The sequence below is a fragment of the Streptococcus sp. STR1/CE/0325 genome (assembly GCF_055386095.1).
Window position 1 is genome coordinate 888,747 of sequence record NZ_AP045018.1, and the last position, 18,711, is coordinate 907,457.

The window sequence follows — 18,711 nt, forward strand, 5'->3', positions numbered from 1 at the left end:
ATTCCCCTTTGTTTGTTATCCCCTCATTATAACATGAAAGAAAGAGATTGGCTAGAGACTTATTCTGTCTAGTAACTTAAAAACCTTACTAAAAAATTGTACTGACCCCCAAATGGATGAACGAGATAAGGTGAAGTCAATCATCTTACTATATAAAATCATTTAACACAGAGGATAAGTAGAGTTTTCCTCCTGCTAAAGCAAACTCTGTCACAGACGATAGCCATAGTTTCCCTTGTGTTCATCATAAATCTCTTGAATCTGCATCTTTAATTCTATCTCCTTATCGCCTTGAGCTAGTCGCTATAGCATAATTTAAGGCTGTTTGTTTCTGAAATTGACCATCGATCAGGACCTTATCTATTATCTCTTGCTTCAGTTCTGGAGGATAATAGCTGTTTTTACCCTTTTGAACAATAGCTATCACATACCTATCCATCAGACGAATCATCTATTTGAGATTGGATTTTGTCATACTAAACTGTTCTGATAAGGTGCAGTTCACTTCCCTGACTGTGATCCTTTCTAATGAAAAGTGACGAAACTACTCATTAGAAGGGAGCACATGTTTTTGTACTCAAAAAGCCCCATAACATCTGTGCTGGATTTTATCCACTACAGATATTATAGAGCCCACATTCTAGGATAATCTATTTTGTTTATGATTTAGGCTTCCAATTTGACCTGATCAGCTACGCTGGTCCTGTCTTCATCCAACATATCTTGCTCACGGAGCTCTTCTGGATGAATCAATTTTTGCAACTGTGCAGGTAAGTTGGTCGCAAATGAAAGGATAAGGAGAATGGTCATCAAACACATAATGGAAAACATGGTCCAACCAAGTCCCAAGCCTAGCGGTTTAAAGACTTTCTCAGATAAGCTAAGAGCCAAGACTGGAGAAAGGGCTTGTCCCAAGCTACCCGCATTAACGAGAAAACCAATTCCTGCATTACGCGCTGAGGTTGGGAAATAGTTCCCAACGATACGTGGAATAAGCGCCACAAAAGCGTAGAAGCACTCATAAGCAAGGAGGAACAACACAAAGGTCAAATACCACATTTTATTGGCCATCATGTCTTTATCAATCATAAAGACAGGCGCCATAGCAAGAAGTGAGAAGCAAAGTCCCACCCAAGCAGCTTTTCTCATTCCAAGCTTATCACCGACAAATCCAACCGCCACACAGCCAATAACTTGCCCAAACCAGAAAACAGATGTGATGTTGGCTGTTTGAGCGGTGCTAAAACCAAGGACACCTTGGACATAAGTCGGAAAGAGCGCTTGCATCGGTCCACTGTTGAGGTTGGCAATAAGAAGCATGACAAGAATGCCTAAGCCAATCGGCCAACGTTTTTTCATGAATTGGCGGGTAAAGGAAAGGATATTGGCAAAAATCAAAATCCAAGAAATAGCTAATTGCCAGAAGTTCAACTTAGGTGCCCAGATAAAGACACAAACAAGAAGTGCCACCGTCAAAATAGAGCTAATGGTATTAAGGATGGTGGCAGTTGCGCTTCTTCTAAAGAGAACGCTAAACATGTCTTTTGGTGGCTCATAGCCAGATTGTTCTTTGGCCAATTTTTCTTGTTGACGTCTCATTTCCTCATAGTCGGAAGCTTCTGAGATAGAGCGTCTCATCCAAAGCGCAAAGAAGATTGGAATAATCCCAATGAAGAAGAAAATCCGCCAAGCATGTGCTTCATAAGGTGTGCCGTGTACCAAATAAGTCACGAGTTTATAGACTTGGGCAGTCACCGCACCTCCTAGAGAGAAACCAGCTACAACGAAACCCACAGCCTTGTTTCTCATGTGTTTTGGCCAAGTTTCCATGATGTAGGTGGTTGAAGAGCTATACTCTCCTGCCATCCCAAGTCCGATAAAGAGACGGGCTGCAAAGAGTACCCCAAACGCTGGAGCAAAAGCACATATCACAGTCCCTCCAGCATAACAAAGGATAGAGGCAGTCATAGAGACACGGCGACCAAACCGGTCACCAATCGCTCCAAAAAGCATTCCTCCAAACCATCTCGACAGGTAAGCAGCCGATACCATGGTGGAAGCTAATAAGAGCGGAATCCCAAATTCTTTGGCGATGGGAATGAGGAGGAGGTTTGCCATATTAAAGTCAAACCCGTCCAAGAAATAGCCCATAAAGGCAGCAAAAAACGATTTCCACTCATCTCGAGTGAGTTCCTTGTACCAAGGAAGTTTTTTTGTTGTCGTATCCATAATGTCGGTCCTTCTCTTTTTAATTGGTTGCTTGCTCATCCACAGCAACTTTTAAAACCACTTTTTTCACCCACTGGTCTTTATCCGTTACACCGGGTTGATGCAAATCTTCTGGGAAAACAATCAAGCAATTCCCCGGAAAAAGGGTCACCACTTCTTCGACTTCTCCTGTATAAAGGGTGATGTCATCGTCCACTTGATAAGGTTTTGTGATCGTGGCTTTTTCTAAGCTCGTGGTGGCCATTTTTTCACGACCGCTAAGGGTCAGATGAATGTCAATAAAACGCTCGTGATTTTCAAAAAAATCACCTAGTTTGCCTTTTGGCTCATAGTTCATGCAAGAGCCACTGACATCTTTGGCAGGAATATCAAGCGGACCTGCCTCGACCTGACTAAAATCAAGATTTTGCAAAAAATCAATGGCTTGTTTTAAAGGGTCAGATAAGTGTTTGTAGCGTGTTAAATCTTTAATGTGTGCAACAATCATCGTCTGGTCCTACCTTATCCTAAAAATTTTGCACGGGCTGCTTGAATCATCTCAGCCGCTTCTTTGGCAATGGCCAAATCTTCTGCTGCAAGGGGTTCAAGTGGCAAACGAACAGAACCGATATCCAAATCTTCGTTTAAGCGAAGCACTTCTTTGATCATGCCATACATGTTGCCGTGTCCACTGACCAATTTGTAGATGATGCTATTCACAGCATACTGAAGGTCTTTGGCTTCTTTTAGCTTATCTTCTTTCACCAATTCATCCAGCTTTAGGAAGAGATCCGGCATCGCGCCGTAAGTCCCACCAATACCAGCTTTTGCCCCCATGACACGGCCACTGATGAACTGCTCATCTGGACCGTTAAAGACGATGTAGTCCTCGCCACCTTCTGCAACGAACTGCTGAATATCTTGAACAGGCATAGAAGAGTTTTTCACACCAATCACTCTAGGATTCTCCCGCATCTTGGCATAGAGGGGAAGGGTAAGAGTGGTCCCAGATAGCTGTGGAATGTTGTAAATTACAAAATCTGTGTTTGGCGCTGCCTCACTCATGGCATTCCAGTAGTTGGCAATGGCATATTCTGGTAAGCGGAAATAGATGGGAGGAATGGCTGCAATAGCATCCACACCCAGTTCTTCTGCATGTTTAGCCAGCTCCACACTCTCTTTGGTATTGTTACAAGCCACATGGGCAATGATGGTGAGTTTGCCCTTAGCCACTTTCATGACCTCTTCTAGGACCAGCTTTCTATCTGCGACACTCAAATAGATACACTCACCAGATGACCCATTGACATACAAACCCTTAACCCCTTTATCCATAAAGTATTGGGTTAAGTTTCGCACCGCTTCTGGGCTAATCTCACCTGCCTCATCATAACAGGCATAAAAAGCAGGAATAATGCCTTCGTATTTACTCAAGTCTCTTGTCATCATCGACTCCTTTTACTGCGTCATATCTGTAATAGCATCAACAAATCTTTTTGTGATGACCTGTGGTCTGGTGATGATGGAGCCCACCACCACGCTGTAAGCACCTAGCTCAAGCACACGCTTGACCTTTTCTGGAGTGTCAATATTGCCTTCTGCAATCATGGGATGGCTAATCTTTTCCAAGACCTCTCGGATAAAGGCAAAATCATCCGCTTCAATCTTGAGACCTTGACTTTGTTTGGTGTAGCCAACCAAGGTCGTTCCGATGTAGTCAAAGCCTAACCTATCTGCATGCAGACACTCCTCCACCGTCGAACAATCTGCCATAAACAATTGCTCAGGATATTTTTCCTTCACTTGACGGAAAAACTCGTCTAAGGTCAAGCCTCCGGGACGAAGTGAGCTGGTTGCGTCCATGGCGATGATGTCTGGTTTGACGCTCATCAAAGCATCCACTTCAGCCATGGTAGAGGTGATGTAAACATCTGAATCATCATAATCCTTTTTGATGATCCCAATGATCGGAAGATCAACCGCTTCCTTGATGGCTTTGATGTCCTCAACGGAATTGGCTCTGATCCCAGCCGCACCACCTTCTTGTGCTGCAACCGCCATACGAGACATGATATAAGAACTGTGAAGGGGTTCGTGCGGTAAAGCCTGACAAGATACCACTAAACGTCTATATAAAGATTCCATAAGCTCTCCTTTCTACAATGTAAGCCTTTACAATGCTTATTCTAACACGGTAAGAATTTATTTTCAATAGATTTTTAAATAGAGAAAGTAGTTTTTAACAAGGGCTTTGGTTTCTGTTGGAACGCTTACATTTATGAAAGTAGTTCTTATTTGGTCATAAAAAAATCGAGTATCCTAAGATACTCGTTACTTGAACACGTTAACTAAAGATGAGGACCACTAATTCATCTGCTGTCACTGGACCAAAATAAGTGGTCAAATCAAGCGCTTCTAACACAGCTTTGATATCCTCTTCTTCCATGCGGGTGCCGATGAGGGCTTCTTCCACATCTTTGATATCGCCCTTACCGAAGAAATCCCCGTAGATGCGGCACTTGGCGATTCGGCTTTTAACCACGTCTAGGTGAATATCAATGGTACCTGCCTTAAACCTACCATCCCTGTGATAAGCATACTGGGGAGCATTCCCATAATTCCACTCCCAGTTCTTGTATTTTTTAGCCACCAAATCATCAATGGCTGCCCAGTCTTCCTCCGTCAACTGATAGCGCTTGGCCTCTGACAAGTCCTCGACACCTAGCAACTTACAGAGCATCAGATCCTTAAATTCCTCTACGGTGAGGTCTTGGTACTCAGGATCCAGATACTCACGGATAGTTCCCACCCGACTTCTCACAGACTGGATGCCCTTGGATTCAATTTTCTTGCGATTGGGTTTTAAAATCTTCTCCATCCGGTCATAATCCACATCCAAAAGGAGGGAGTAGCCGCCATAAACTCGACCATTGCTAATGGTTTGGGCTGCCCCAGAAACTTTTCTTCCTTCGATGACCAAGTCATTGCGCCCAGCTTGTTCCACTTGAGTGACACCTAGCTCTTTTAAGGCCTTGATAGCAGGCTCATAAGCACGTTTATAATCGCCAAACAGACCTGTATCTTTCATGAGGTAACAGATATTGGCCGCACCATTATCAATATAAATGGCACCCCCTCCTGTATCGCGTCTGACCAAGAGGATATCGTGTTCCTTGACATAATCCTGATTCATCTCAACGACAGCATTTTGGAATTTTCCAATCTGCACTGTCGGATCACAGATATAAGGAAAGAGGATGTCATCGTCTAAAAACAAATGATTTTGCACATAAACTTGAAGGGCTAGGGTGACAGCACCATCTTTGATGTATTTGCCATCACGAATGGGTTCGATAAGGTACATAAGCGGCTCCTTTATACCATGTGGCTGGCCTCTTTGATGAGGCTTTGGATGTCTTGGGTGAGGGTAATGCTGCGCTCCCGAATAGCTGGTGGGATGCGGTAGTGTTTATGATTGAGGGTGACAAAAAGGCTGTTCTCATTTTCTTGGACCCTCTTCCAAAACGGATGTTTAATCAGTTGAGGCGTGGTGTGTCCGACACCAATCTCCAGATAGATGACCTTGCCTGTTTCATGGGTTTTCAAAAAAGCCTGATAGCGGTTCTCTTGCGCCCAAAAATCACTATCTTCCACCATCCCTTTTTCTACCGTGCGTTTATTGATCTCAAGAGGCTCTCCGCATTTTGGGCAATAAGGGATGAGGTCGCTAGGGATTTTCATGTCCTTTTGTTCACGGATCATCTGTCTTAGTAGCTCATGATCTTGATAGGTCTGTTGGTGGCAATGCTGGCTACACTGAAAGAGACCATATTCACCTTGAATGTGAAAGACCTTGTCTGGATTGTAGTCTGCTACCCAAAAGGCGTTATCAGCATTGGTGGTGATGATATGGTAGGGCTTGTCACCCAGAAGAGTCAACAGATTGAGATAAGACTGCCCTACTGGCTGATCCAGATAGTTGAGAGCAACAAAGCGGCTTTGAAAAGCCCAGTACTCCTCCCAATCCTCAAAATCATAAAGACTGGCTTGAAGCATGTCAAGAAGCCTGTACTTTTCGATAAAGTCAGGAAAAGCCTCTTCAAATCGTGGTCCGATATAGGTAAAACCGTCAGCTGACGACATGCCAGCACCGATGCCAACAACAATCGCATCGGCTTCTTTGACCAAGCCCGCCAATGTTCTAGCTTGAGAGCTTTCAGAAGTTGATAAGGTACGCCACATAGCTACCTCCTTTCATAAGATACAAAGTCGCGATTTGCGTTAGCAAAATTTTCGATGGGAAATAGCGACGTATTGGCTTTAGGTTAAACGTTCTGTGTAATAACGTGTATCCTCTTCTGAAAAAAGGGTGAAGATGACGGTTAGAGGATATTCTTCTTGCTGAAGCCACGTCGTCACGGTCTCCACTGCAATCCTCGCCGCCAAATCTTTGGGAAAGCCAAACTGTCCGGTCGAAATCGCGCAAAAGGCTAGAGTCGATAACCCCTTTTCTCTCGCCAAATTCAAACACGACAGGTAGGACCGCTTGAGCAAATCTTGGCGCAAGGGGGAGGGAGGTTGTCCTTCTGGGATAAAGGGGCCTACCGTGTGCAGGACATAAGCAGCTGGCAGGTGATAGGCAGGCGTGATTTTAGCCTGACCGACTGCTTCTTTTCGCCCTTGAGCCAGCATTTGCTCCTGGCAGGCGAAACGCAGCCGCACTCCTGCATAGGTATGGATTTGATTATCAATACAAGCGTGGTTGGGCGTAAAACAGCCAAGCATGCCACTATTGGCCGCATTGACAATCCCATCCACCTTGAGACGGCAGATGTCTCCTTCATAAAGAAAGACATGCGAAAACCGTGTCGGTTGGCAAAGCTCCAAACCAGCTTGGCCTTGCTCCCTGTGATGAAGTTGCAAAAACGCATCTTCCCTTTCCAAATAGGCTAAGGAAACGTCCGCTGCTGGACGCTGATTAATCAAGCCTCGCCATATCTCTTCTAGCGATAGCCCCTTTTCATCCATGCTTCCCCCTTCTTCTTTTAAGAGAGCAATCATCTCCTCTAGGAGTTGGTCTTTGTCCTTAGGCATCTTCGAGGGCAAGGAAAGCTGAGTGGTCCACATCAACCAATTTGACAATCCAGTTTTCAGCTGCCTTTTCAGAGTTGAGAAGGCTTGGTGTCATCTCAACCGCTTCATTTTTTTCCAAGATACGACCAGCAAGGGGAGATAGGATTCCCATAACGGTTTTTGAAGCTTCGACATTTAAAAGCGCATCATCAACTGCAACCACCTCTTGGGTCGTAAACTCGGCATAGCCCACGGTTCCAATGTCGTCTTGCAACTCTGGTGTCATGCTGAGGGTGTAAACCTCTTCATTTTTTTCAATCAATAGGAAATTTGCGATTTTTTTCATCTGTTTTCTTCTCTTTTCTAGTTTGTTTTATGCTTCTTCATTCGGATAGAGGTCTGACAAAAGCTGGACAGCTCTCAAGCGGTTCTCAATCCCTGCTACTAAGGGGATAAAGAGGACTTCTTTTGCCTCAAAGCTCGCTATCATCGGATCTAGCTTTGCCTTGATGGTGTCGGGACTTCCCACTAATATCCGCGTGCGGTTGCTCTTTATGGTGTCTTTTTGCTCCGTGGTCAAAGGATAGTGCTTGGCTGTTTCAAGACTTGGAAAAGCCTCAAATTCATTGAAGGCTTGATTGCCTAGGGACCATAAATCCAACGTTGTGGCTAACTCCTGTGCCATGGCATCAGTTTCTGCGACGACCACAAAGACAGCTAGCATCAGGCTTGGTTCTTTCATCAGAGGGCTAGGTAGGAAAGCGTCATAATAGGCTTTGGCAGCCCTTGTGCCCACAGCCAGATGGTCTTTATTGACATAAGGAAAGATTCCAAAGGTATAGCCCAGTCCTAGTCGTCCAGCGAGTTTTGCTGTCTCCTCGCTAATGCTCAAGGTCCACATGCTGGGAAGCGTTGCCACCTGCGGATAGGCAGGAAGGTCTGCTTGGTCGCTCAAGTAAGCCTTAATCTCGCTCAACACTTGTTTATACTGGTCTTCTTGATGGATGCTCTTTAGCGCTGCATGAACCTCCTTGGTCCCCAAGGAATTGCCAATCCCCAAATCTAAGCGGTTAGGATAGAGAAGTTCTAGGGTTTTCAGCCATTCAGCGATCTTGTAACTGCTGTAATGAAGCGCCATAATGCCACCCGAACCAATGCGAATACGCTCGGTCTGCCCCAGCAAATACATCATGACCAGCTCTGGACTACTGATGGTCAGCGCATGCACATGATGGTGTTCTGCCACCCAAAAACGGTGAAAACCGAGGTTTTCAGCCTGCTGGGCTAGTCGCAGAGTATCTGATAGGGCCGCTCTCGCATCCTTGCCTTCATCCTTTAAGCCATAATCCAATAGACTGTTCTTCATGCTTACTCCTTATAGTTGACTTCTAAGCGTTTAAACAGCTCCCGCACTTCATCAGGTAGGACCTTGCCCAGATCCATCAGAGGCACCAAATCCTTAAAGGCCGCATGAGGAATGGCCAAACCCTCCAAATCTTGGGGCTGAATCTTGAGCTGAATGCTGTCTTCTTGATCGTTTTCAATCTTCGTCACCAATTCGGGATCGACCACAAAAGGCGTGGAAAGACCAACAAAATCCGCATGGACTAAGGCTTCCATGGCTTTTTCAGCCGAATTTATCCCACCAGTTGCCATGATGGGCAAACGTCCTTTGAAATGGTCGTAAACCACCTGATTGACCAAAAGACCATGGAAAGGCCCTTCGGCACGCACGGTATTGCGAAAGACATCCAGTCCCCAGCTGGCAATGGCTAAATAGTCCAAGCGAGCGATTTCTAAGGCCCAATCCATAAATTGGTTAAATTCTTCAATCTGGTAACCAATTTGATTGCCTCTCGTTTCTTCGGGCGTGCCACGAAATCCAAAGATAAAGTCGCTCGGGGCTTCTTCATCGATGACTTCTTGCACTGCCTTTAAGACTTCTAAACCAATCCTAGAGCGATTTTCCAGACTGGCTATGCCATACTGATCTTCACGTTGATTGGAAAAAGTGGAAAAGAAGGTTTGGATGAGCAGTCTTTGAGCAGAGGACACTTCTACCCCATCAAAGCCTGCTTGAATCGCTCGCCTTGTGGCAGCCTTATAGGCCTCTACGATTGCCTTGATCTGTTCAACTGAGAGTTCCTTGACCTCGTGGGGAATAGGCGTATTGAGTCGCATAGGACTAGGACCATAGGTATAGCCGTGCCGCATGAGGCTATGGGTGGAAAAACGACCAGCATGGGTTAGCTGTAAAACAGCCTTTTGACCACTGGCTTTCATGGCGCTAGCTAGCTGTTTTAAGCCATCTATGGTCGCATCACTGGTCACACTAAAGCCAAATTCAAACAACTGACCAAAATCATCCACATAAGCTGCCCCAGTGATTTGTAAGGGCGCACTCATAGACCTCCTTTTGGCATAAGCGATATCTGCCTGTGTCACCAAGCCTTCTCTGGTTGAGGAATTGGTCACCATGGGAGATAGGACAAAGCGATTGGATAACCGTGCCCCATTTGGCAAGGTTAGGGGGTCAAATAAAGGACGGTAAGCTGGTTTCATCAAAATCACCTTCTTTAACTAAGGATGTAAATGGCTATGACGCTGTTGCGTTGCATGATCATAGCGATCAAAGGTCTCTAATAAGGTTTCATCGACAGCAAAGATTTGAGGGGGATTAGATAGCCACTCACTGAGACAAAATTGGATTTGTTCCACCACATCCTCGACAGATAGCTGAAGTCCAAGCAAGTCTGATAAGTTGGCCATACAAGCTGGATCCACGTCTGGATAGTGAATAGTGTCTTGCTGATTCGCCTTTCCCTTGACGTAAAAATCACGAATCATCTCTCCTCTAAGGGCTTGATCGCCAGACACACTGAGATAAATGGACACTGCAATTCCGTATTTGACCCGCCTTTGGGCAATCCCTGCAAATTTTTTACCAGCAATGCTCAAATCATAGGTCCCAGGGCAGTAAGACCGCTCAATCTCAAAAGCCTCTATGCTTAAGCCTGTTTCAGCAAATAGTAGCCGGATAAAGTCCACCATCAGCATATAGACAGCTTTGATGCTCAAGCGTTTTTCCTTATCTGGGAGGATAAAGGAAAAATTCAGCACCCCACTATCTGCTACGACCGCAAGACCACCGATATTGCGCACAAGAGGCTTATAGCCACGCTCCAAAATAGCCTGCATCCCTGCCTTTAAATCAGGCACTTGACGATCCAACATACCGAGGATAACCGTCTTTTCCATCGGCCAAATATGCAGAAAAATCTGATCGGGAGACTGATTAATCCGTGCTAAAAAAACATCCGTCCAAGTAAAAGGATCCTGTCGGATCTCGTCTGAAAGCTCCCTGCTATCAAATAAAGAAATCGGGTATTGTGCTAAAGGCTCAAGAAACTGCGCCACGAGGTATCCTTTCAAATCTCTTGTTCAATCTTTTCGTCAAAGACTGCCTACTCTATTCTAGCACAGAAAAGAAAAAAATTCTAATAGAAGATTTAAACCCTTTTCATTGCCTCCTTTTCGCCATTCTTTGACTGAAAAATTTGGCTTTTTTACTCGGAAACCCCATCCCATATGGTATAATGTTATCATGAAAATACTAATCACATCTGGAGGCACCAGCGAAACCATTGACCGCGTGCGCTCCATCACCAACCATGCAACAGGACAGCTAGGGGCAGCTATTGCCCAACTTTTTTTAGAGGGAAAAGATGAGGTGACGCTCATCACCAGTCCAAACAGCAAACGTCCTAACGCTCATCCCCTTCTTCGGATAAAAGAGGTGACGAGTGTGGCTGACCTAGAAGCCGCCTTAAAAGAGGAAGTTCCAAAACACGATGTCCTCATCCACAGCATGGCAGTCTCAGATTATCGGCCTGTTTACATGACGGATTTTGAGGAGATAAAAAACAGCCAGCCTGAGCAACTGCTCGCAAAGACCAATGTTCAAGGAAAAATCTCCTCTAAAGCAGACTATCAGGTCCTCATCCTTGAGAAAACGCCCAAGCTCATCCGTCATGTCAAAGAATGGAACCCAGCTATTCAGCTGATTGGCTTTAAACTCCTGGTTGATGTATCAAAACAAGACCTCATCCAAACAGCCAGAAAGAGCCTTGACGATACACAGGCTGACCTCATCGTCGCCAATGACCTCACAACCATCTCGGGTGAGGCGCACTTGGCTTATCTGGTGGATCAGACGACCGTGACCAGTGCTTCTGGAAAAAGGAATATCGCAAAAGCCATCTATGAAAGGGTAAAAAACTCATGACCAAAACCATCCTACTCGGTGTTTCTGGCAGTATCTCTGCCTACAAGGCAGCCGATCTGACCAGTCAGCTCAAAAAACGTGGCTACACTGTTCATGTCATCATGACCGAGGCTGCCACTCGCTTCATCACGCCCTTGACCCTACAAGTCCTGTCTAAAAATCCAGTCAGCCTAGACGTGATGGAAGAAAAGTTGGCGGATCAGATTAACCATATCCAATTGGCACAAGAAGCCGATCTCTTCGTCCTAGCCCCTGCTTCTGCCAATACTATCGCCCACTTGGCTCACGGCTTTTCAAACAATATGCTAACCGCAACAGCTCTGGCTCTTCCTAGCCATACGCCAAAACTCTTTGCCCCAGCCATGAACACTGAAATGCTCAACAATCCCATTACCCAAGACAATATCAAACGGCTCAAAGAGGCTGGCTTTACTGAGATTTCACCTAAAAACAGCCTGCTCGCCTGTGGTATCAAGGGAAGAGGGGCTTTAGCAGATATTGATACGATTTTAGAAACCATTGAGGAGATCCTTCATGCCTAGAAAAAAAGCAACAACTGTCTCTCTACTCGCTATTTTCCTTGCCATCATGGTGGTCATTCAAGTCTTGACCACGACGATTTTTACACTATACCCTCTACCGATTAGACCCACCTTGGTTCACATCCCTGTCATCATCGCCTCTATCCTCTATGGGCCTCGCATTGGAGCTATCTTAGGAGGATGGATGGGCATCCTTAGTCTGATGACCAACTCCATTGTCATCGGTCCTGCCAGCTACCTCTTTTCGCCTTTTGCTCCTGGGGGGAACGTTTATTCCCTTTTGATTGCCCTCTTGCCACGAATTTTGATTGGGGTCTTTCCTTATTTTATTCATCGTCTTGTGAGTAATCGCTTCGGACTTTTGCTTGCAGGTGCTATTGGCTCTTTGACCAATACGATATTTGTTCTGACAGGGATCTTCATCTTTTTTGCTAAGGTCTATGCAGGCGACATCCAGAAATTACTGGCAGCTGTCCTCACACTCAACTCGACCACCGAGATGGTCATCGCGGCTCTCGTGACTGCCATCATGGTGCCACGGTTAAGGAAAATCCGTTCGTAAAAATAATTGACAGAATAATCATGGTTTTCCATGATTATTTTTTCAAAATATGATATAATGAAAGCGGTTAAGAAAGTTCAAGATTTCTCAAATCCGAACTTTCAAGATATTTTTTTCAGACAAGGAGTTGTTGCTTATGACTTATCAAGAAACCTACCAAAACTGGTTAGCTGTCTCTGATTTACCGGATTATCTTCGCGAAGAACTGCTCGCGATGGATGAAAAGACCAAGGAAGATGCCTTTTACACCAATCTTGAGTTTGGAACGGCTGGGATGCGTGGCTACATCGGCGCTGGGACCAACCGTATTAACATCTATGTGGTCAGACAAGCGACAGAAGGACTAGCTAAACTCATCGAACAAAAGGGAGAAGAAGCTAAAAAACGTGGTGTCGCTATCGCTTATGATTCGCGTCACTTCTCTCCAGAATTTGCCCAAGATGCTGCGCGTGTTCTAGCACACCACGGGATCAAGGCTTATCTCTTTGAAGCCCTTCGTCCAACTCCAGAACTTTCTTTTGCTGTGCGTCATCTCCACGCTATTGCTGGAATTATGATCACCGCTAGCCACAATCCTGCACCATTTAACGGTTACAAGGTCTACGGCGAAGATGGGGGACAAATGCCACCACAAGATGCTGCTGCTTTGACCGATTATATCCGTGCCATTTCTGATCCATTTAGCCTTTCTTTGGCTGATTTTGAAGAGGCTAAAAAATCAGGCTTGATTGAGATTTTGGGTGAAAATATCGATAAAGAGTATCTCAAAGAAGTCAAATCGGTCAATATCAATCCTGACTTGATCGCTGAGTTTGGTAAAGACATGACCATCGTTTATACCCCACTACACGGAACTGGCGAAATGCTCACTAGACGTGCCCTTGCCCAAGCAGGCTTTGAAGCTGTACAGGTGGTCGAAAGCCAAGCCACACCTGATCCAGACTTCACGACCGTCAAATCACCAAATCCAGAAAGCCAAGCTGCCTTTGCTCTTGCAGAAGAACTAGGTAAAGAACGTGGTGCAGACGTGCTTCTTGCTACTGACCCAGATGCAGACCGTGTTGGGGTAGAAATTCGCCAAGAAGATGGCTCTTACCTCAACTTATCTGGAAACCAAATCGGTGCCCTCCTTGCCAAATACATCCTAGAAGCCCACAAGCAAGCAGGCACCCTCCCAGAAAACGCTGCCCTCTGCAAATCTATCGTGTCAACAGAGTTAGTAACCAAGATTGCAGAAAGCTACGGCGCAACCATGTTTAACGTCCTCACTGGCTTTAAATTCATCGCTGAGAAGATTCAGGAATTTGAAGAAACGGGCAACCACACCTATCTCTTTGGATTTGAAGAAAGCTTTGGCTACCTCATCAAGCCATTTGTCCGTGATAAAGATGCTATCCAAGCGGTTCTCCTCCTTGCAGAAATCGCTGCCTACTACCGCTCTAAGGGTATGACTTTGGCAGATGGTATCGATGACATCTACAAAGAGTACGGCTACTTCGCAGAAAAAACCATCTCTCTAGAGCTTTCAGGTATCGATGGTAGTGCACAAATCAAAGCCATCATGGCAAAATTCCGTGACAATGCACCTCGTGCATTTAACCACACTCCTATCGCCCTCTTTGAAGACTTTGCAGAACAAAAGGCTGTCAAACAAGACGGCGACAGCTACGACCTCACCACACCACCAAGCGATGTTCTCAAATACACCCTCACCGATGGATCTTGGTTTGCCGTTCGTCCTTCTGGAACAGAACCAAAAATCAAATTCTACATCGCAACGACAGGCAACACCCTAGCAGAAGCGAAAGAAAAAATCGCCAATATTGAAGCAGAAATCAATGCCTTTGTTGGATAAACAAAAGCAGTTAGAAAAAAATAGAGGTTGGGTACTTATGTCCCAGCCTCTTTGCTATTGTTTGAAAAATTAGCCTTTCTCTTTTTCCTCACGTTCACGCGCCCAGCGCTCCACATCTGCTTTGGTGATGTTGTTGTGAAAGACCTTTGAGCCACGTTCGTAAGCCACGTCTGTTCTCTTTTTTCGGTAATTCATAACCCGTGCTAGTGCAAAAAAGTAATCGGATAAACGGTTCACAAAAATCAAGACGTCATTATTGATTTCAGCCGTCCACATGGTCGCTACAATGTGACGCTCAGCACGTCTAGCAATGGTTCTTGCCACATGAAGCATCGAAGCAATCTCATCGCCCCCCGGTAGAATAAAGGTCTCAAGAGCAGGCGGAATATCCGCATACGTGTCAATCCGCTCCTCAATCCACTTCACTAGCTTGTCATCCACCTTATAAGGATAGACCCCGTGCGGCGTGGATAGATCTGAACCACAGTCAAAAAGATAATGTTGCAACTGAAGCAACTCTGAAATCAGTTCATCGCCTTCTTCCATGCGGCTGATAGTATAACCTAGCCATGAATTGAGCTCATCAATAGTGCCATAAGCATTGACCCGATCTGCATCCTTAGCCACACTTTGTCCACCGACTAATTTTGTCAAACCTTTGTCACCTGTTTTCGTATAAAGCTGCATTTTTTCTCCTCTCATTTTTCTCTTTGTGTTTTTAAGGGTCTAATATCGATATAATTGTCCTGACTGAGCTGGCCTTCTCTAAAGGTCGGCATGTGTTCTATGGTATAGGTGGCATTTTCCAGTAAAAAGAAAGCCAAAGGACAGCCCGAGCCTTCTCCCAAGCGCATATCTAAGCTCAATAAGGGGGATAGACCCAACTCTTCTTGCAAGATGTGATAACCGGGTTCAGTTGACGCATGAGAAGCAAAGCTATAATCTAACACCGCAGGGCAGAGCCTACTTGCAATGAGAAGCCCTGTCATCGAAATCAGCCCATCCACCACACAAGGCAGTTGATAGCTAGCACAAGCCAAGTGGGTTCCTGCCATCCCCAGCATATCTAACCCTCCGACCTTGGCAGCGATGTCTAGTATCCCTTCGTAGGGAGCGTGCTTGTTCACACAAATCTCGACCACCTGTGCTTTATGTGCCTTCATCTCATCGGTTAAGCCTGCGCCGTAGCCTGTCACTTCCTTTGCCGAACAGCCAAGGGCAGCACTAATCACCATAGCCGAGGTCGTGGTATTGCCAATGCCCATCTCTCCTGTCCCAAAAAGAGTGTAGCCTTTTTCAATCAAATCTACTGTCTTTTGATAGCCAAGGAGAATGGCAGCTACTGCTTCTTCTTTGGTCAAAGCAGGCTCTTTGGCACTATTTCTCGTGCCATTTCTAATCTTGTCAGAAGAAATAGCCCCAAGATCCTCCAGACAGCCAATATCCACCACGCAGACATCTGATCCGGCATGACGAGAAATAGCCCACAGACCTGTTTTGCCCTCCAGCATATTTCTAGCCACAATGGCGGTGGTTTCTACGGGATTAAAGGAAATGTTTTCCTCGGTAATCCCATTATCTGCGACATAAACCATCACCACCTTTTTTTCCAAATCAATCGTCCCATCAAACATGGCATAGAGCCGTGCATAAAGGGTTTCGAGTTTGCCAAGTGCCCCCAAAGGCTTGGCTAATTGATCACATTTTTCCTGCCCTTGTGCTTGCTTTAAAAGAGACAGTGGAGCAATCGATTGGATAATTGCGTCCAGACTTTCCATCTTATCCCTCACTTTCTTTTATGGTGACGCCTTCAAATAAAATATCCGAATAGTAACGTTTCGTATAATACTGCGATAAGGGGTGCTCTTGGAGCCTTTGCTCAAGAAGGGGGACAATCCGATTCGCCTCACTTTTTCGCATTAGCATGCCAACAAGCGTCCCACTATGGGCAATATTGACCCCTAAGCAACCAATCTCTTCTGACATCTGAATCAATTCTTTTAGGTAAGGCTTGGGCAGCCTATGGTCATTTAACAAGGCGCTTTGAGTTGCAACTTGTCCGAGCTGCTCCAAAGATTTGACAAGGCAGGCTTTCACAAATTGCTCAAAAAGGCGCTCAGACGCAGAACGGTCGTAAACAGCTGATGTCATCATCCGCTCTAGGCGATCTGTTAGCTGCTGCTCTTTTGGCTCTAAGACGTAAACGGCCAAGCTCGGTTGCCAAGTGGTCTGATAGAGAACCTCGCCACTCAAGGGATTAATCACCGTCCAGTTGGAAAAGGCCACCGAATCAGTCGGCTCAATGCTGGCACTCAGCTGGGTCAAACTTTCAGGAGAGAGCTGTTTCTGGTGGTAAGCAGCCACTCCAGCCAAGCCACTCACCAAATCCGCCGTGCTGCTTGAGTAGCCCTTTCCCACAGGAAGGTGGCTTTGGTGTTCTATCATCAAGTCGTTACTATCTAACAAGGTTAGGGCTTGTTCGAGTTTTTGCGGTAAATGCTGGATTTGTCTCCCTTCTTTTACCAAAACCTGACTATAAGGGGCAATCTGATAGGACAAGAGACATTCTTGGTGATCATAAATCCCTTGAAACAACTCTCCACAAGACCCGTGGCAACTGGCTTTCACCCCTCTCACACGCCACCTCTTCCTAGAACCTGCTTTAGCGCTTCTAGTAGGCGATCATTATCCTTACGGCTCTTGATGGCAATGCGATAATCTTGTTGCGTCAGATGATGATAATTGGCACAAGAGCGAATGAAAATCTGGTGTTCATACAAGGCCTCACACAGGTCTAAGTCTCCCTTATACCGAAAGAAAATGTAATTCACGCTAGGCTCAACGACCTCTAAAAAGGGCAGTTGCTTTAATTGTGCATAGAGATAAGCCTTTTCTTTTTTTAACCATGCCTTGGTGGCTGCTTGATAGCTCTTGTCCTCCAAAAGTACAGAAAGACAAGCATCAGCTAGGCTATTGACTGTCCATGGCGGACGCATCTCTCGAATGACCTCAAAACAAGTCGGATGATAGGTTAGTCCGTATCCCAGACGTAAACCAGGAATCGCATAAAATTTGGTCATCGACTTGACAATGATAACATTTGGAAAATCGGCTAGATAGGGCGCAAAACTATACTCGCTTTCCTTTTCTAAAAAATCCTGAAAGGCTTCATCCAAGACAAGAATTATCCCTTTTTCCTTGAGCACACCTGCTAGTTTGACCAAATCCTTGGCTGATAGGAGCGTTCCCGTTGGATTATTTGGATTGCACAAGATAACCATAGCACCAGAAGATAAAGGCTCTACTGCGACCAATAAGTCGCTTAATCTCGCCTTGTAATCTGGCGCTTCCAGCACACAATAGCTCATCTCTGCTGCGACCTGCCTAAAAGCCTTCTCATATTCCATAAAGGTCGGACTCAGCGTTAGCACCCGTTTTGGCTGAAAACATCTCGCCAAATCATAGAAAAGCTCTACCGCACCATTTGACAGCAAAATCCTCTCTTTGTCCATGTGATAATAGTCGGATAAATACGTCAAGGACCGACTATAATGAATGTCAGGATAATGCACCAGCATCTCCAAATGCTCCTTCACATAAGCCTGAAAGGACTCAGGAAGCCCCAAAGGATTGATATTTGCACTAAAATCAAGACAATCCTCCACCCGATAGCCCAACTGCTCTGCAAGAGCTTCAAGATTTCCTCCGTGTTCCACCTGCATGGTTTGGTCCTTTCTCTTTTACATGTCGCTTTTTTCCAAATAGTCACGTAAGGGAGCAATTCCTTGATCTTTGGTCGCTGAGATCTCAAAAATCTCTCTTGCTCCTGCTAGTTTCAACTGCTGCCTAGCTTTTTCAATGCTAGCTTCATTAGGCGCTAGGTCAATCTTTGTGATAATGCCAATGACAGGCTTAGTAAAAAGGGAAGAAAATCCTTGCGGAAAGGTCTGCATCTTGGCTTCAGCCGACACCAACATCCCAATCACATCTGCCTCAACAGCTGTCACTGTTAGCGCATTGTAGTAGCGCCTGTGCTGTAAAAATTCTCCCGGTGTGTCGATAATGTCATCACCAAACTCAACCGCTTGCGTTTTAGCATAGGTGATGTCTAGTCCCTTTAACCGCTGGCTGAGGGTGGTTTTGCCTACGCCAACGGATCCCACAAACATGATTTTCTTCATACACT

The 18,711-nt window shown here is 45.4% G+C and carries 20 protein-coding genes; 4 read left to right on the forward strand and 16 right to left on the reverse strand.

All coding sequences use genetic code 11. From position 1 onward, the window contains the following. Window positions 1-666: 666 nt before the first annotated feature. From ACZ49W_RS04345 to ACZ49W_RS04395, 11 genes are all read right to left on the reverse strand, one after another. The gene (locus tag ACZ49W_RS04345) at window positions 667-2,229 is read right to left on the reverse strand and encodes an MFS transporter (RefSeq protein ID WP_464814108.1); all 1,563 of its coding nucleotides are present in this window, start codon (window positions 2,227-2,229) and stop codon (window positions 667-669) included. A gap of 19 nt (window positions 2,230-2,248) precedes the next feature. Next, window positions 2,249-2,716, reverse strand: a complete 468-nt coding sequence (locus ACZ49W_RS04350; protein WP_464814109.1) for a NanQ anomerase/TabA/YiaL family protein — start codon at window positions 2,714-2,716, stop codon at window positions 2,249-2,251. Window positions 2,717-2,730: 14 nt separating this feature from the next. Continuing rightward, window positions 2,731-3,654, reverse strand: coding sequence for a dihydrodipicolinate synthase family protein (locus tag ACZ49W_RS04355; RefSeq protein WP_464814110.1), 924 nt, complete (start codon window positions 3,652-3,654; stop codon window positions 2,731-2,733). A 12-nt stretch (window positions 3,655-3,666) separates the two neighbouring features. Then, a complete protein-coding gene (locus ACZ49W_RS04360) occupies window positions 3,667-4,353 on the reverse strand; it encodes an N-acetylmannosamine-6-phosphate 2-epimerase (RefSeq protein ID WP_464814111.1) in 687 nt (228 codons plus the stop codon). 199 nt (window positions 4,354-4,552) lie between these two features. Then, window positions 4,553-5,572, reverse strand: a complete 1,020-nt coding sequence (locus tag ACZ49W_RS04365) for a lipoate--protein ligase (protein ID WP_464814112.1) — start codon at window positions 5,570-5,572, stop codon at window positions 4,553-4,555. A gap of 11 nt (window positions 5,573-5,583) precedes the next feature. Further along, complete coding sequence (locus tag ACZ49W_RS04370) at window positions 5,584-6,450, reverse strand: SIR2 family NAD-dependent protein deacylase (RefSeq protein WP_464814113.1); 867 nt, start codon at window positions 6,448-6,450, stop codon at window positions 5,584-5,586. Between the two features lie 78 nt (window positions 6,451-6,528). Continuing rightward, the gene (locus ACZ49W_RS04375) at window positions 6,529-7,302 is read right to left on the reverse strand and encodes a protein-ADP-ribose hydrolase (RefSeq protein WP_464814114.1); all 774 of its coding nucleotides are present in this window, start codon (window positions 7,300-7,302) and stop codon (window positions 6,529-6,531) included. Beyond that, on the reverse strand, window positions 7,295-7,627 hold the full coding sequence (locus ACZ49W_RS04380) for a glycine cleavage system H family protein (RefSeq protein WP_464814115.1): 333 nt from the start codon (window positions 7,625-7,627) through the stop codon (window positions 7,295-7,297). Before ACZ49W_RS04380 ends, ACZ49W_RS04375 begins: the two co-directional genes overlap by 8 nt. Before the next feature lie 27 nt (window positions 7,628-7,654). After that, a complete protein-coding gene (locus ACZ49W_RS04385; RefSeq protein WP_464814116.1) occupies window positions 7,655-8,647 on the reverse strand; it encodes an MsnO8 family LLM class oxidoreductase in 993 nt (330 codons plus the stop codon). A gap of 2 nt (window positions 8,648-8,649) precedes the next feature. Further along, window positions 8,650-9,843 (reverse strand): NADH-dependent flavin oxidoreductase, encoded by a 1,194-nt coding sequence (locus ACZ49W_RS04390; protein ID WP_464814117.1) that lies wholly within the window; start codon window positions 9,841-9,843, stop codon window positions 8,650-8,652. A gap of 18 nt (window positions 9,844-9,861) precedes the next feature. Continuing rightward, window positions 9,862-10,698, reverse strand: a complete 837-nt coding sequence (locus ACZ49W_RS04395) for a lipoate--protein ligase family protein (RefSeq protein ID WP_464814956.1) — start codon at window positions 10,696-10,698, stop codon at window positions 9,862-9,864. Window positions 10,699-10,885: 187 nt separating this feature from the next. On the opposite strand from ACZ49W_RS04395, the gene ACZ49W_RS04400 reads away from it, so the two are divergent. The 4 genes from ACZ49W_RS04400 (at window position 10,886) to ACZ49W_RS04415 (ending at window position 14,525) form a co-directional block, all read left to right on the forward strand. Further along, window positions 10,886-11,566 (forward strand): phosphopantothenate--cysteine ligase, encoded by a 681-nt coding sequence (locus ACZ49W_RS04400; RefSeq protein WP_464814118.1) that lies wholly within the window; start codon window positions 10,886-10,888, stop codon window positions 11,564-11,566. Further along, window positions 11,563-12,108: a phosphopantothenoylcysteine decarboxylase gene (gene coaC / locus ACZ49W_RS04405; RefSeq protein ID WP_464814119.1), complete on the forward strand. Its 546-nt coding sequence runs from the start codon at window positions 11,563-11,565 to the stop codon at window positions 12,106-12,108. The genes ACZ49W_RS04400 and coaC overlap by 4 nt, the downstream gene beginning before the upstream one ends. Next, window positions 12,101-12,670, forward strand: coding sequence for an ECF transporter S component (locus ACZ49W_RS04410; RefSeq protein ID WP_464814120.1), 570 nt, complete (start codon window positions 12,101-12,103; stop codon window positions 12,668-12,670). Before coaC ends, ACZ49W_RS04410 begins: the two co-directional genes overlap by 8 nt. Window positions 12,671-12,806: 136 nt before the next feature. After that, a complete protein-coding gene (locus tag ACZ49W_RS04415) occupies window positions 12,807-14,525 on the forward strand; it encodes a phospho-sugar mutase (protein WP_464814121.1) in 1,719 nt (572 codons plus the stop codon). Between the two features lie 69 nt (window positions 14,526-14,594). On the opposite strand, the gene ACZ49W_RS04420 is transcribed toward ACZ49W_RS04415, so the two are convergent. The 5 genes from ACZ49W_RS04420 to ACZ49W_RS04440 are packed head-to-tail and all read right to left on the reverse strand — an operon-like array spanning window position 14,595 to window position 18,706. Then, window positions 14,595-15,212 (reverse strand): cob(I)yrinic acid a,c-diamide adenosyltransferase, encoded by a 618-nt coding sequence (locus tag ACZ49W_RS04420; RefSeq protein ID WP_464814122.1) that lies wholly within the window; start codon window positions 15,210-15,212, stop codon window positions 14,595-14,597. Window positions 15,213-15,223: 11 nt separating this feature from the next. Continuing rightward, entirely contained in the window at window positions 15,224-16,303 is a 1,080-nt protein-coding gene (cobT, locus tag ACZ49W_RS04425) for a nicotinate-nucleotide--dimethylbenzimidazole phosphoribosyltransferase (RefSeq protein ID WP_464814123.1), read from the reverse strand. A 1-nt stretch (window position 16,304) separates the two neighbouring features. Further along, window positions 16,305-17,162 carry a GHMP family kinase ATP-binding protein gene (locus ACZ49W_RS04430; RefSeq protein WP_464814124.1) on the reverse strand — a complete coding sequence of 286 codons (858 nt, stop codon included), beginning with the start codon at window positions 17,160-17,162 and terminating at the stop codon, window positions 16,305-16,307. Continuing rightward, a complete protein-coding gene (gene cobD / locus ACZ49W_RS04435; RefSeq protein ID WP_464814125.1) occupies window positions 17,159-18,247 on the reverse strand; it encodes a threonine-phosphate decarboxylase CobD in 1,089 nt (362 codons plus the stop codon). The genes ACZ49W_RS04430 and cobD overlap by 4 nt, the downstream gene beginning before the upstream one ends. 18 nt (window positions 18,248-18,265) lie before the next feature. After that, a complete protein-coding gene (locus tag ACZ49W_RS04440) occupies window positions 18,266-18,706 on the reverse strand; it encodes a EutP/PduV family microcompartment system protein (protein WP_464814126.1) in 441 nt (146 codons plus the stop codon). Window positions 18,707-18,711 lie beyond the last annotated feature (5 nt).

Bases quoted from the DNA above. Each gene is read 5' to 3' on its own strand.
- ACZ49W_RS04345 (WP_464814108.1), bottom strand. From the start codon at position 2,229: ATGGATACGACAACAAAAAAACTTCCTTGGTACAAGGAACTCACTCGA.
- ACZ49W_RS04350 (WP_464814109.1), bottom strand. From the start codon at position 2,716: ATGATTGTTGCACACATTAAAGATTTAACACGCTACAAACACTTATCT.
- ACZ49W_RS04355 (WP_464814110.1), bottom strand. From the start codon at position 3,654: ATGACAAGAGACTTGAGTAAATACGAAGGCATTATTCCTGCTTTTTAT.
- ACZ49W_RS04360 (WP_464814111.1), bottom strand. From the start codon at position 4,353: ATGGAATCTTTATATAGACGTTTAGTGGTATCTTGTCAGGCTTTACCG.
- ACZ49W_RS04365 (WP_464814112.1), bottom strand. From the start codon at position 5,572: ATGTACCTTATCGAACCCATTCGTGATGGCAAATACATCAAAGATGGT.
- ACZ49W_RS04370 (WP_464814113.1), bottom strand. From the start codon at position 6,450: ATGTGGCGTACCTTATCAACTTCTGAAAGCTCTCAAGCTAGAACATTG.
- ACZ49W_RS04375 (WP_464814114.1), bottom strand. From the start codon at position 7,302: ATGCCTAAGGACAAAGACCAACTCCTAGAGGAGATGATTGCTCTCTTA.
- ACZ49W_RS04380 (WP_464814115.1), bottom strand. From the start codon at position 7,627: ATGAAAAAAATCGCAAATTTCCTATTGATTGAAAAAAATGAAGAGGTT.
- ACZ49W_RS04385 (WP_464814116.1), bottom strand. From the start codon at position 8,647: ATGAAGAACAGTCTATTGGATTATGGCTTAAAGGATGAAGGCAAGGAT.
- ACZ49W_RS04390 (WP_464814117.1), bottom strand. From the start codon at position 9,843: ATGAAACCAGCTTACCGTCCTTTATTTGACCCCCTAACCTTGCCAAAT.
- ACZ49W_RS04400 (WP_464814118.1), top strand. From the start codon at position 10,886: ATGAAAATACTAATCACATCTGGAGGCACCAGCGAAACCATTGACCGC.
- coaC (WP_464814119.1), top strand. From the start codon at position 11,563: ATGACCAAAACCATCCTACTCGGTGTTTCTGGCAGTATCTCTGCCTAC.
- ACZ49W_RS04410 (WP_464814120.1), top strand. From the start codon at position 12,101: ATGCCTAGAAAAAAAGCAACAACTGTCTCTCTACTCGCTATTTTCCTT.
- ACZ49W_RS04415 (WP_464814121.1), top strand. From the start codon at position 12,807: ATGACTTATCAAGAAACCTACCAAAACTGGTTAGCTGTCTCTGATTTA.
- ACZ49W_RS04420 (WP_464814122.1), bottom strand. From the start codon at position 15,212: ATGCAGCTTTATACGAAAACAGGTGACAAAGGTTTGACAAAATTAGTC.
- cobT (WP_464814123.1), bottom strand. From the start codon at position 16,303: ATGGAAAGTCTGGACGCAATTATCCAATCGATTGCTCCACTGTCTCTT.
- cobD (WP_464814125.1), bottom strand. From the start codon at position 18,247: ATGCAGGTGGAACACGGAGGAAATCTTGAAGCTCTTGCAGAGCAGTTG.
- ACZ49W_RS04440 (WP_464814126.1), bottom strand. From the start codon at position 18,706: ATGAAGAAAATCATGTTTGTGGGATCCGTTGGCGTAGGCAAAACCACC.